We start from the raw sequence: 12,592 nt of genomic DNA, 5'->3' as shown, positions 1-12,592 counted from the left end.
CATGAGCACCCATACCTTCAACCTGGCCGGCTACGGCCCCGTCACCTTCGACATCGACAATCTGATCATCGCCGGCTGGACGGGCCGCGACATGGCGATGGTGGAGCACCATATCGCCGAACTGGAAGCCATCGGCGTGGCGCGTCCCAAAAGCGTGCCGACGTTTTACCGCGTGGCGGCGGCGCTGCTGTCCAGCGATGCGGCCATCGAAGTGCCGGGCCGCGATTCGTCCGGCGAGGCCGAATTCGTGCTGTTCTCCACCGAATACGGCCTGCTGGTGGGCATCGGCTCCGACCACACGGACCGCAAGGTGGAAAGCTATGGCGTGACGGTCTCGAAGCAGATGTGCGGCAAGCCCGTGGGCGACACCCTGTGGCGCCATGCCGACGTGGCCGGCCACTGGGACCAGCTGCAGATGCGCTCCTGGCGTGAACGGGCCGGCGTGCCGGCGCTGTACCAGGATGGCCCCGTGACGCGCATGCTGTCGCCGGAAGACCTGATCCTGCGCTACACGGGGCAGGCCAGCCTGCCCGTGGGCAGTGCCATGTTCTGCGGCACGCAGCCGGTCATCGGTGAAATGGGCCATGGCGACGCGTTCGAGCTGGAGCTGTATGATCCTGCCTTGCAGCGCCGCCTGCAGCACCGCTATGCCGTGCAAACCCTGCCCGTGGAAGGATAAGAGCATGACCCAGTTGACCAAGACCATCCGCGACCTGGCGGCCGACCTGGCCGCCGGCCGTACCACCAGCGTGGCACTGACCGAACAGATGCTGGCGCGCGCCGAGGCGCACCGGGCGCAGGGCGGCCATGCGTATGTCAGCCTCGATGGCGAACAGGCGCTGATGGAAGCGCGCGCCAGCGATGCAGCGCGCGCGGCCGGCCTGGTGCCTTCGCTGCTGGCGGGCATTCCCCTGTCCATCAAGGACCTGTTCGACGTCAAGGGGCAGGTCAGCAGCGCTGCTTCGCTGGCGCTGGCCGAGGCGCCGCCCGCCGTTGCCGATGCCGGTGCCGTGGCGCGCCTGCGCGCGGCTGGCGCCATCCTGCTGGGTCGCACCAACATGAGCGAATTCGCGTTTTCCGGCCTGGGCCTCAATCCCCATTACGGCACGCCGTGCCATCCGCACGACCGCACGCGCGTGGCGGGCGGGTCCACCTCGGGCGGCGCCGTCACGGTGGCGCTGGGAATGGCGGCCGGCGCGCTGGGCACGGACACGGGCGGCTCGATCCGCATCCCGTCCGCCTTTTGCGGCTTGACGGGCTTCAAGCCGACGGCGGCTGCCGTGTCGCTGGCGGGCACGGTGCCGCTGTCGCGCTCCCTCGACTCGGCCGGTCCCATCGCGCACAGCGTCGATTGCTGCGCCATCCTGCATGCGGCGCTGTCCGGCCACGCGATTGCCGCTCACGCGCCAGCGCTGAAAGGCTTGCGCGTCGGCTTTACCCTGGACTACGTGGGCGCCAATGTCGAGCCGCAGGTGCAGCAGGCTTTCGCGCGCGCACTGGACGAACTGCGCGCAGCCGGCGCGCAGGTGGAACAGTTCGATTTCCCGGAACTGCTGGAGCTGCCGACGATCAATGGCGGCGGCGGCCTGGTGGCGGCGGAAGCGTGGCACTGGCACCGCGCGCTGCTCGACGACAAGGGCGCGCAATACGACCAGCGCGTGGCGGCGCGCATCCGCCGCGGCCAGCAGCAGGGCGCGGCCGACTACATCGATTTGCTCGATGCGCGCGCGCGCCTGATCGGCGTCGCCCGGCGGCGCCTGGCGCCATTCGATGCGTGGCTGATGCCCAGCGTGGCCATCGTGGCGCCGGAAGTGGCGCCGCTGGAAGCGGACGACGCCACCTTCTTCGCCACGAATGGCCTGGTGCTGCGCAATGCCAGCGTGATCAACTTCCTCGACGGCTGCGCGCTGTCGCTGCCGTGCCATGCGGACGGCGAACTGCCCGTGGGGCTGGCCATCTGCGGCCTGGCGGGCGCCGACGACAAGGTGCTGCAAATCGGCCGCGCCGTGGAAGCGCTGCTGCGGGGGAATGCAAAAGAATAATGCTGTAGTGCAGGAAAATGCCAACTCTGTCATGATGGCTGGCATTGACATGGGATAGTCGCGCTTGCGCGCCGGCAAACTTCACACTGTGCACCGATACGACCTGATCAGCTGCCATGACTGCGGCGTGCTGTACCGCAAACGTCCGCTGCTTCCACGCGAAAAGGCGCGCTGCGTCCGTTGCCGCTCGGTGCTGTACCGGGCCGCCTCGGGCCGCGGCGCTTCCGCTGGCCTGGACAAGGTCGTGGCGCTGACCCTGGGCGCCGCCCTGGTCTTCCTGATCGCCCAGTTCTTCCCCATCGTCGAACTCGACGTCAATGGCCTGACTTCCAGCGCCACCTTGCTCGGTTCCATCCGCGTGCTGTGGTCCGAGCAGATGCAGGTGGTGGCGACGATGGTTTTCCTGTTTACCATCCTCTTTCCCGCCATCGAACTGGGCTCCCTGCTGTATGTGGCGCTGGGTTTGCGCGGCGGCGTCAAGGTGCCCGGCTTTAACCGCGTGCTGCGCGCCGTGCAGACGGCGCGCGAATGGGGCATGACGGAAGTGCTGATGATCGGCATCCTGATCACGGTCGTCAAGATGACCAGCCTGGCCACCGTGCTGCCGCAACCTGGCCTGTTCGCGTTTGGCGCGCTCACCCTGCTGCTGGCCATCGTCGTTTCGTTCGACCCCAAGGCCTTGTGGAACCTGGGCGACGACCTGACCCGGCAAGCGCTGCCCGGCATCCGCTACAAGGCGTTCGCGCCCGGCGCGAAGATGCTGCCCTGCCATGCCTGCGGCCTGGTGGCGCCGCCCCTGGGCCATGGAAAACATCTGCGCTGCGTGCGCTGCGGCTCGGCCCTGCATGTGCGCAAACCAAACAGCATCAGCCGCACCTGGGCCTTGCTGATCGCCGCCATGATCCTCTACATTCCCGCCAACCTGCTGCCCGTGATGGTGACGCAGTCGCTGTTCGGCGCGCAGGACGACACCATCATGAGCGGCGTGGTGCTGTTCTGGAGCAGCGGCTCGAAAGGCCTGGCCATCATCATTTTCATCGCCAGCGTGGTCGTACCCATGCTCAAGCTGGGCGTGCTGGCGCTGCTGGCGTTCACCGCGCAGCGGCGTTCGCGCTGGCGGCCGCGCCAGCGCACCGTTTTGTACCGCATGGTCGAATTCATCGGCCGCTGGTCCATGCTCGATATCTTTGTCGTCACCCTGACGGTGGCGCTGGTGCGTTTCAAGTCGCTGGCCGTGATCACGGCCGGTCCCGGCGCGCTGGCCTTTGGCGCCGTGGTGGTGCTGACCATGCTGGCGGCGATGCAGTTCGACCCGCGCCTGATCTGGGACCCCGTCGACGAGCAGGTGCCAGGCGAGGAAGAACCCGTGGTGGTGACGGCACATACCGGAAACAATACAGTGATTGGAGAACAGCATGTCTGACAAAGAAGCGGGCGACCTTGCCGAAACGGGGGGCCGGCCATTGCCCGAGCCCGACGTGGAACAGGGCAGGCGCTGGCTGCCGTCGCTGGTGTGGCTCATACCCTTGCTCGCCGCGCTGATCGGCGCGGGTCTTGCCGCCAAGTCCATCCTGGACCAGGGACCCACGGTGACGGTCAGTTTCAAGAGCGCAGAAGGCCTGGAGCCGGGCAAGACCAAGGTCAAGTACAAGGACGTCGATATCGGCCAGGTGCGCGCCATCACCCTCGGCGACGACTTGAGCAAGGTGCTGGTGACGATCGACATGAGCAAGGAAGCACGCCGATTCGCCACCGCCGATTCGCGCTTCTGGGTGGTGCGCCCGCAGATCGGCGCCAGCGGCGTGACGGGCGTGGGTACCTTGCTGTCGGGCGCCTACATCGGCGTCGACACGGGCAAGTCGGAAGCCAAAAAGGATAGTTTCGTCGGCATGGAAGACCCGCCCGCCGTGGCCGGCGACCAGAAGGGCAAGCTGTACACCCTGCATGCGGACAGCCTGGGATCCGTCGATGTCGGCTCGCCCCTGTTCTTCCACCGCCTGCGGGTGGGCAAGGTGGTCAGCTTCGCGCTGGACAAGGATGGCCACGGCATCACCATGTCGGTGTTCGTGAACGCGCCGTACGACCAGTTCGTCGGCAAGAATGCGCGCTGGTGGCATGCCAGCGGCGTCGACGTGCGCCTCGATTCGAACGGTTTCAAGCTGAACACGCAGTCGCTGGCCGCCATGCTGGTGGGCGGCATCGCCTTCGAGGCGGAAAATGGCCGCAAGCCGGAAGATCCGGCGCCGGCTGGCACCAGCTACCGCCTGGCCGCCGACGAGGCCAGCGCCATGCGCGAGCCCGATGGCGAAGCCATTACCACCGTGTTCTATTTCGACCAGTCCCTGCGTGGCTTGCAGCCCGGCGCCGCAGTGGATTTCCGCGGCATCGTGCTGGGCGAGGTGCGCTCGGTGGGCATCGAATTCGATCCCGTGAAGAAGAACTTCCGCATGCCCGTCACCGTCAGCCTGTATCCGGCCCGCCTGGGCATGCGTTTCAAGACGGCCGTCGACGATGCGGAAGGTTCGGCCGGCCACCAGCTGCTCGAACGCATGGTCAGCCGTGGCTTGCGCGCCCAGCTACGCACGGGCAACCTGCTGACCAGCCAGCTGTACATCGCGCTCGACTTCTTCCCGAAAGCGCCGAAGGTGGCGCTGGAGCTGAACAAATATCCGCTGGAAGTGCCGACCGTGCCGAACACGCTCGACGAATTGCAGACGCAGATCGCCAGCATCGCCCGCAAGCTGGACCAGGTGCCGTACGCGGAGATCGGCAACAACCTGAATGCCACCATCAAGCAGGCCAATATCCTGTTCAAGCAGCTCGATGGCCAGGTGGTGCCGGAAATGCGCGATACCCTGACGGCGGCGAAACAGACCTTCGGCACGGCCGAACAGGTGCTGCAAAAGGATTCGCCGCTGCAGTCGGACGTGCGCCAGGCCTTGCAGCAGCTGACGCAAACCCTGCAATCGCTCAATGCCCTGTCGGATTACCTGGAACGTCATCCGGAGTCCCTGATCCGCGGTAAAAAAGGAGATGAGAAAAAATGAAGCAGCCAATTCGTGCGCTTTTGATGACAGCCATCCTGCTGGGCGGGTGTTCCACGCCCCAGCCCGAGCATTTCTACACGCTCAGCGGCGGCGCCGACGCGCAGCCGGCCAAGCCCGTGAAATACTATGTCGAGGTGCTGGCCGTCAGCGTGCCGCAGCAGGTGAGCCGCAACCAGTTCGTCGTGACGGCGCCGTCGGGCCGCATCGAATTGCTGGAGCAGCAGCGCTGGGCCGGGCCGCTGGCCGGCGAGATCGGCCAGGCCTTGTCGACGGCCGTGACGAACGAGCTGGGCGCCATCGATGTGTTCCGCACGCCGCATCCGGACAACCTGCCCGTGTACCGCATCAGCACCAATGTGCAGCGCTTCGAGTCCGTGATGGGCCAGTATGCGCTGATCGATGCCGTATGGAGCGTGCGCCAGCTGGCCAGCAACAAGGTGGTGACTTGCCGCACGATAGCCAATGAAAAGGTGGGCGCGGGCTACGATGAATTGGTGCTGGGCCACCGCCGCGCCGTCGGCCGCATCGCCGCCGATACGGCGAGCGTCGTGCGTGGCTTTGACGCCGGCAACGCCGCCTGTCCGGCCGCCTGAGCCGCTTTCCGCTACCCAGTCCCGGCGGCCGCTGGTAAAATGCGGTCATGGGAATGACCTCTTTCACACGCCGCTGCGCCGCCTGGATCGCCTGTTTCGCGATCCTGCTGGCGGCGCTCGCGCCATCGGTTTCCCAGGCCGTCGCCAATGCCAAGCAGGAGTCCGGCTCCGGCTGGGCGGAAATCTGCTCGGTGGCCGGCATCCGTTTCGTCCAGGTCGAAGAGGATGGCGGCGCCGACGGCAAGTCCGGCGGCAAGGCCATGCAGATGGAGCATTGCGCCTTCTGTTCCACGCATGCGGGTTCCGTGGGCTTGCCGCCCAGTCCCGTGCTGCCGCTGCCCGTCGCCGGCGGCACGGCCATTTTCCCGGCCCTGTACTACCAGTCGCCGTCTCCGCTGTTCATCTGGTCCACCGCGCAATCGCGCGCGCCGCCCGCGCTCGTCTAAGTCCTTGCATTTTCAATGTTGGCGTTGTCCGCCTTGCGGTGCGACACGCCGCATCCGCACACTTAAACGAGAATCACATGAACAAGAAACTGTTGGTGCTGGCCGCGGCCATCACCGTGGCTTACCCCTGCGCGCAGGCGCAATCGGATCACACCATCGACACCGTCGTCGTTTCCGGCTCGCGCGCGCAGTCGTGGCTGTCCGAAACGCCGCAGGCCATCGGCGTCGTCAATGCCAAAATGCTGGAACGCGACAAGCCCAAGACCATGGGCGATATCCTCAACCGCATCGCCGGCGTGTACTGGAATGACCTGGGCAACGAACAACACAGCATGAGCATCCGCCAGCCCATCGGCACGAATGCCGTGTACCAGTATCTGGAGGACGGCATTCCCATCCGGCCGCTGGGCGTCTTCAACCACAACTCGCTCAACGAGATGAACATGGCCGGGGCCAGCGGCGTGGAAGTGGTGAAGGGGGCCGCCTCCTCGCTGTATGGCAGCAATGCCGTGGGCGGCGCCGTCAATTTCCTCACGGCCGGCGCCAGCGCCACGCCGACGGCCACGGTGGGCGTGCGGCGCGATAATGTGGGCGGCTACACGCGCTACGACACTGCCGCCAGCGATACGTGGGGGCCGCTGGGACTGCGCTTTTCCCATTACAGTTCGCGCCGTTCGCGCGACAACTGGCAAGAGTACAGCTACGGCGACAAGGACTCGTTTTCGCTGCGTGCCGACTATGCGCTCAGTCCCGTTTCGCAGCTGCGCGCCACCATCGTCCACACGGATCTCGATGCGGCCATGACGGGCAGCCTGTTCGAGAACGACTACCGCAATGACCCGGGCAAGAGCCTGAACGCGTTCACCTACCGCAAGGACAAGACCACGCGCATGAATCTGGCGTGGGAAGGCGAGACGACGGCCAATGGCACGAGCACCGTCACCGTGTTTACGCGCAAGAACGACCATGGGCAGATTCCCGCCTATTCCATCGGCAACTGCACGGGCATGCTGTGCAAGGGCGTCATCAACAACAACCATGTCGATTCGCTGGGCCTGGACGTGAAACACCAGCAGAATTTTGCGTGGCTGAACTCGCGCCTGATCGCCGGCGTGTATGTGGACAAGAGCGACAATCCTTTTGTCAGCGATAACCTGTCCATCGTGCGCGATGCCGCCACGGGCCGCTACCTGCGCTACACCCTGGCCAATGCCGCCAATCCGCTGGGCGTGCGCGACTACCAGACGGACATCCTGAACACCGCCGTCTTCGCGCAATGGGAATTTTCTCCGCTGGCGGGCACGCGCGTGGTGCTGGGCGGACGTTCGGACGCCATCCGCTACGACTACCATAACAATCTGGCGCCCGGCGGCAGCGTCAATTACGGCGCGCCCGACGAGTCGCGCAGTTTTTCCCACGCCAGCCCGAAGCTGGGCGCCACCTACGCCATCGGCCATGCGGGCAGCGTGTATGCGAATGTCAGCCAGGGATTCACGCCGCCCGAAGTAAGCCAGCTGTATGGCAAGACAGGCATCGCCGACCTGCAGCCGTCGGTCTACAACAACTATGAACTGGGCCTGCGCTGGGCCTTCCTGCAGGGGCGCTTGAAACTCGATACGGCCGTGTACCGGCTCGACGGGCGCGACACCATCGTCAGCTACACGCTGTCGCCGGGGAACAGCGAAAACCGCAACGCGGGGCGCACGCGCAGCGAGGGGCTGGAGCTGGGCCTGAACTACGACAGCGGCCCGTTCGACGCGCGCTTTGCGACGGCCATCGCGCGCCACCGCTACCTGCGCTACCAGGTGTCCGCCAGCCTCGATTACAGCGGGCGCGACATGCCGCAGGCGCCGCGCGACATCACCTCGTTCGAGGTCGGCTACAAGCCCGTGGCCGGCGCCAGGGTGGCGCTCGAAGCCGTGCACCAGGGCCGCTACTGGATGAACAATGCCAACACGGTGGAGTATGGCGGACACGCGCTGTTCAACCTGCGCGCCAGCTATCGGATTGCGCGCGGGCTGGAGGCATGGGCGCAGGTGCGCAACCTGACGGACCGGCGTTATGCGGATTCGGCCAGCAGCAGCTATTCGGGCGCGGGCAGCTACGCGGCCAATACGCAGAACCAGTACACGCCCGGCGCGCCGCGCAGCGTGATGCTGGGCCTGTCCTACACCTACAACGCACTGTGAGGATGACCATGGACGATCTCACCTTTCTCATCGCCCGGCGTAAGAGCCTGTACTGGCGCATCCACTTCTGGGCCGCGCTGATCGCCTCGCCGTTCGCCTTGCTGGCGACCTTGACGGGCATCCTGTACGTGTTCACGCCGCAGATCGAAACGGCGCTGTACACCCACCTCGACCATGTGGCGCCGCAGGGCGCCATGCGGCCGCTGGACGCCGCCGTGGCGGCAGCGGAACGGGCGGCGCCGCGTGGCTGGGAAGTGCAGCACGTGGTGCCGCCGTTTGAAAAGGATGACGCGGTGCAGGTGGCGTTTGCGCCGCCCGGCGGCGCGCAAGGCGAACATGCTGAACATGGGGGCCACGGCGGGCATGCTGCCGCCAGGCCGAAATTCGGCTTGCCCGCGCAAGCCGTCGTCGTGTATGTGAATCCGTATGACGCGCGCGTGCTGGGCAGCCTGGCCAGCAGCGAACGCTTCGGCAACTGGGCGAAGAAGCTGCATTCGCGGCTGCTGCAAGACGACGGCTGGCGCTGGATGATCGAGCTGGCGGCCAGCTGGCTGATGGTGATGCTAGTGACGGGCGTGGTCCTGTGGTGGCCGCGCGGCGCGCAAGCGGGCTTGCCGAAGCGGGGCGCGCGCGGGCGCAATGGCTGGCGCCAGTGGCATGCCTTCCTGGGCGTGGCGCTGGGGCTGGTGAGTGTGGTGATTCTGACGACGGGGCTGACGTGGAGCCAGCAGGCGGGCGCGCGCATCCGCGCGCTGCGCGACGTCAGCGGCCAGGCATCGCCGCCCGCGCCGCGCGGCCTGCAGTCAACCGAGGAAGGTGCTCCGCTCGACTGGCAGGGCGCCTGGCAGGTGGCGCGCAGCCATGCGCCCGCCATCGCCGTGCAATTGACGGCGCCCGCCAGCCAGGACGATGTGTGGCGCGCCACCATGGCCGACCGCAGCCGGCCCACCTTGCGCTTCGACCTGCAGTTCGACGCCTACAGCGGCAAGCCCCTGTACTACGCGGGCTGGGATGCGCAGACGGCGTTCGGCAAGGCCACGGCCATCGGCATCCCCTTCCACCGGGGCGAATTCGGCTGGTGGAACCAGGCGCTGTTGCTCGTGTTCGGCGCCAGCGTGCTGTTCTCGCTGGTATCGGGCTGGGTGATGTTCTTCAAGCGGCGCCTGCCAGGTTCGCTGGGCTTGCCCAAGCTGCTGCCGGGCGCCTGGACGTCGCCCTCGGCCCTGGCCTGGCTGACGGCGGCGGGCATGTGCGCGCTGATGCCGCTGCTGCTCCTGTCCGGCAGCCTGCTGATGCTGCTGGAGCTGGGACTGGCGCGCCATGGCCGCCGGCGCCGGCTTGCGCGATGAAGGACCACATGGCCTGGCGCTGGCTGGGCTAGAATGCAAGGGCGCGGCCAGGCTCGTTGCCATGGGCCGCCCCTTGCATAGGCTGAACCATGGTATTCATCGATTTTCCCGCCCTGTCCACCCTGGCCGCTGCGTCGGCCTCGGTTACCCAGAAATGCAGCTGCTGCGCCGTCCCGCTGGACGCCTGGCAGCGCCTGCCCACCTCGCTGGAGCTGGACCGCTTCGAAGAAGTCGGCACCCTGCGCGAAGACCCGTACGAAGAACCCACGTTTGACGAGTACCACCCGCAGGGCACGCGCTACGACAGCGTGGACGCGCCCATCGCGCCGCGCTTCTATCCCGCCAACCTGAGCCAGGTGGCCCGCTGCCTGAATTGCGGCCGCCACTATCTGCGCTACAACGAGGCGGGCGGCTACTTCACGGAACTGCGCATCCGCGCGCTGCGGCCCGAACTGCTGGCCGACGCGCCGCTGTAGCAGGCGGCTGTTACAGGCTTTCCTTGACGTGCGCAATGCCGTGTTCATCGTAAATCGAATACACGGCAGCGAGAATGTTTTCCAGCTCGGGCGAGCGGTCCATGTGCCGCATGCTGAACAGGATGGGCGAGAACGCATGCTTGTCGTCCAGCTTGCGGTACACCACGTTGCGGTGATGCATGGCCTGCACGCTTTCGGGTACGATGGAAATGCCCTGGCCGGCCGCCACCAGTCCCATGGAAATCTGCAGCTCGCGCACTTCCGTGACGGGGCCGGGCGTGACGTTGCCGTCGCTGAACATGGCCAGCACCTGGTCGGCAAAGCTGGGGCGCGGCGCTTTCGGGTAGACCAGCAGGGTTTCATGCGTCAGGTCGGCCAGGCGCAGGCCGCCCTCGCCATGGGCCAGCCGGTGCCCGGGCGGCAGGGCCACCACCAGGCGCTCTTCGCGCAGCAGGATGCGGCGGATGCTGGGGTCCTCGCTTTTCAGGCGCCCGAAACCCACGTCGATGCGGCCTTCCTTCAAGGCCTTGATCTGCTCCACCGTCGTCATTTCATGCAGGGTCACGTCGACCTCGGGATGGCGTTCGCAATAGCGGTGCACGACATCGGGCAATTCGCCGTACAGGGTCGAGGCGACGAAGCCGATCGACAGGGTGCGTTCCAGCTTGCCGATGCGCTGCGTCATCGCCTTCAGGTCGCGCACCTGGTCGAGCAGCGGGCGCGCGTGGGCGAGGAAAAACTCGCCCGCCTCCGTCAGCCGCAAGGGACGCGAACCCTTTTCGATCAGCGCCACGCCCAGGGTTTCTTCCAGCTGCTGCATCTGCCGGCTGAGCGGCGGCTGCGCGATATGCAGGCGCGTGGCGGCGCGCGTGAAGTTCTTTTCTTCGGCAACCGCAACGAAGTAGCGCAAGTGGCGTAATTCCATCTTCATACCTTTCAGGTATAGGTTCCATACCAACTCGGTGTTGGACGTGGGGACTTTGGGGGCATATCGTGTCACCACTCCACAGAATTATACGGAATAAATATGATTCAAAATATCGAGACCTTCCTGGTCGATGTGCCCACCATCCGTCCGCACAAGCTGTCCGTCGCCACCATGAATACGCAGACGCTGGTACTGGTGCGGCTGCGCTGCGCCGACGGCATCACGGGCTGGGGCGAAGCCACCACCATCGGCGGCTTGAGCTATGGCGGCGAAAGCCCGGAAAGCATCAAGACGAATATCGATACCTATATCGCGCCCCTGCTGGTCGGCATGGAAGCGAGCCAGGTGGCCAAGGCCATGGCCAGGGTGCGCAAGGTCATCCAGGGCAACCGCTTCGCCAAGTGCGCGATCGAGACGGCGCTGCTCGATGCGCAGGCGCGCCGCCTGGGCGTGCCGCTGTCGGAATTGCTGGGCGGCCGGGTGCGCGATGCGCTGCCCGTGGCCTGGGTGCTGGCCAGCGGCGACACCGCGCGCGATATCGCAGAAGGGGAAAAAATGCTGGAACTGCGCCGCCACCGCATCTTCAAGCTGAAGATCGGCTTGCGCGACGTGATGGACGACGTGGCCCATGTGCTGGAGATCAAGCGGGCGCTGGGCGAGCGCGCCAGCGTGCGCGTCGATGTCAACCAGGCCTGGAGCGAGACGGACGCCGTGCGCGGCATCGCCGCGCTGGAAGCGGGCGGCATCGACCTGATCGAGCAGCCCGTCAAGGCGGGCAACCGCGCCGCGCTGGCGCGCCTGAAGCAGCGCTTCGACGTGGCCATCATGGCCGATGAAGCCCTGCACGGTCCCGCCGATGCGCTGGCGCTGGCGCAGGCCGATGCGGCCGACGTGTACGCGGTGAAGATCACGCAGTCGGGCGGCTTGCTGCCCGCGCTGGAAGTGGCCACCGTGGCGCGCCTGGCCGGCGTCGGCCTGTACGGCGGCACCATGCTCGAGGGCGGCGTCGGCACGGCAGCCACGGCCCATGTCTGTTCCACGTTTGCGGAACTGGCCTGGGGCACGGAACTGTTCGGGCCACTGCTGCTGACGCAGGAAGTCTTGCGCGAGCCCCTCGTGTACCGCGACTTCATGCTGCAGGTGCCGACGGGACCGGGCCTGGGCGTGGAGATCGATACCGACAAGCTGCGTTCCCTGCAGCGTCAATAAAGGAGACACCATGTTATTCCATGTACGCATGAACGTGAACCTGCCCGTCAGCATGCCGGCGGAACAGGCAGCGCAGCTGAAACAGACGGAAAAGGAATTGGCCCAGCGCCTGCAGCACGAGGGCAAGTGGCGCCACCTGTGGCGCATCGCCGGCCAGTACGCCAACATCAGCGTTTTCGATGTGGACAGCGTGGACGAGCTGCATAACTTGCTCACTTCGCTGCCCTTGTTTCCCTACATGCAGATCGACGTGATGCCGCTGTGCCGCCATCCTTCGTCCGTGCGCGACGGCGATGCCTGACCCGCGCTGCGG

General features: G+C 66.3%; 12 protein-coding genes. 11 read left to right on the top strand and 1 reads right to left on the bottom strand.

The window, feature by feature from the left end; translation table 11 throughout:
- Window position 1: 1 nt before the first annotated feature.
- From GCN74_RS10240 to GCN74_RS10200, 9 genes are all read left to right on the top strand, one after another.
- Window positions 2-679, top strand: a complete 678-nt coding sequence (locus GCN74_RS10240) for a DUF2848 domain-containing protein (RefSeq protein ID WP_152256575.1) — start codon at window positions 2-4, stop codon at window positions 677-679.
- 4 nt (window positions 680-683) lie between these two features.
- A complete protein-coding gene (locus tag GCN74_RS10235) occupies window positions 684-2,042 on the top strand; it encodes an amidase (RefSeq protein WP_152256574.1) in 1,359 nt (452 codons plus the stop codon).
- An 88-nt stretch (window positions 2,043-2,130) separates the two neighbouring features.
- Window positions 2,131-3,465: a paraquat-inducible protein A gene (locus GCN74_RS10230; protein ID WP_152256573.1), complete on the top strand. Its 1,335-nt coding sequence runs from the start codon at window positions 2,131-2,133 to the stop codon at window positions 3,463-3,465.
- Window positions 3,458-5,089 carry an intermembrane transport protein PqiB gene (locus GCN74_RS10225; protein ID WP_152256572.1) on the top strand — a complete coding sequence of 544 codons (1,632 nt, stop codon included), beginning with the start codon at window positions 3,458-3,460 and terminating at the stop codon, window positions 5,087-5,089. Before GCN74_RS10230 ends, GCN74_RS10225 begins: the two co-directional genes overlap by 8 nt.
- 23 nt (window positions 5,090-5,112) lie before the next feature.
- On the top strand, window positions 5,113-5,682 hold the full coding sequence (locus GCN74_RS10220; protein ID WP_226938975.1) for a membrane integrity-associated transporter subunit PqiC: 570 nt from the start codon (window positions 5,113-5,115) through the stop codon (window positions 5,680-5,682).
- Between the two features lie 53 nt (window positions 5,683-5,735).
- Window positions 5,736-6,128 carry a DUF2946 domain-containing protein gene (locus GCN74_RS10215; RefSeq protein ID WP_152256570.1) on the top strand — a complete coding sequence of 131 codons (393 nt, stop codon included), beginning with the start codon at window positions 5,736-5,738 and terminating at the stop codon, window positions 6,126-6,128.
- 77 nt (window positions 6,129-6,205) lie between these two features.
- Window positions 6,206-8,317: a TonB-dependent receptor family protein gene (locus GCN74_RS10210; RefSeq protein ID WP_226938974.1), complete on the top strand. Its 2,112-nt coding sequence runs from the start codon at window positions 6,206-6,208 to the stop codon at window positions 8,315-8,317.
- An 8-nt stretch (window positions 8,318-8,325) separates the two neighbouring features.
- Window positions 8,326-9,666: a PepSY-associated TM helix domain-containing protein gene (locus GCN74_RS10205; RefSeq protein WP_152256569.1), complete on the top strand. Its 1,341-nt coding sequence runs from the start codon at window positions 8,326-8,328 to the stop codon at window positions 9,664-9,666.
- 89 nt (window positions 9,667-9,755) lie between these two features.
- Complete coding sequence (locus GCN74_RS10200; RefSeq protein WP_152256568.1) at window positions 9,756-10,142, top strand: hypothetical protein; 387 nt, start codon at window positions 9,756-9,758, stop codon at window positions 10,140-10,142.
- A gap of 10 nt (window positions 10,143-10,152) precedes the next feature.
- On the opposite strand, the gene GCN74_RS10195 is transcribed toward GCN74_RS10200, so the two are convergent.
- Window positions 10,153-11,067, bottom strand: a complete 915-nt coding sequence (locus tag GCN74_RS10195; protein ID WP_152256567.1) for a LysR family transcriptional regulator — start codon at window positions 11,065-11,067, stop codon at window positions 10,153-10,155.
- Between the two features lie 102 nt (window positions 11,068-11,169).
- On the opposite strand from GCN74_RS10195, the gene GCN74_RS10190 reads away from it, so the two are divergent.
- Window positions 11,170-12,279 (top strand): muconate/chloromuconate family cycloisomerase, encoded by a 1,110-nt coding sequence (locus GCN74_RS10190; RefSeq protein WP_152256566.1) that lies wholly within the window; start codon window positions 11,170-11,172, stop codon window positions 12,277-12,279.
- Between the two features lie 10 nt (window positions 12,280-12,289).
- Window positions 12,290-12,580 carry a muconolactone Delta-isomerase gene (gene catC, locus GCN74_RS10185; protein WP_152256565.1) on the top strand — a complete coding sequence of 97 codons (291 nt, stop codon included), beginning with the start codon at window positions 12,290-12,292 and terminating at the stop codon, window positions 12,578-12,580.
- The last annotated feature ends 12 nt before the right edge of the window (window positions 12,581-12,592 follow it).

The sequence above is a fragment of the Janthinobacterium sp. FT14W genome (assembly GCF_009208755.1).
GTDB classification, from domain to species: Bacteria; Pseudomonadota; Gammaproteobacteria; order Burkholderiales; family Burkholderiaceae_D; genus Janthinobacterium; species Janthinobacterium violaceinigrum.
This window is presented reverse-complemented; position numbering and strand designations above follow the sequence as displayed.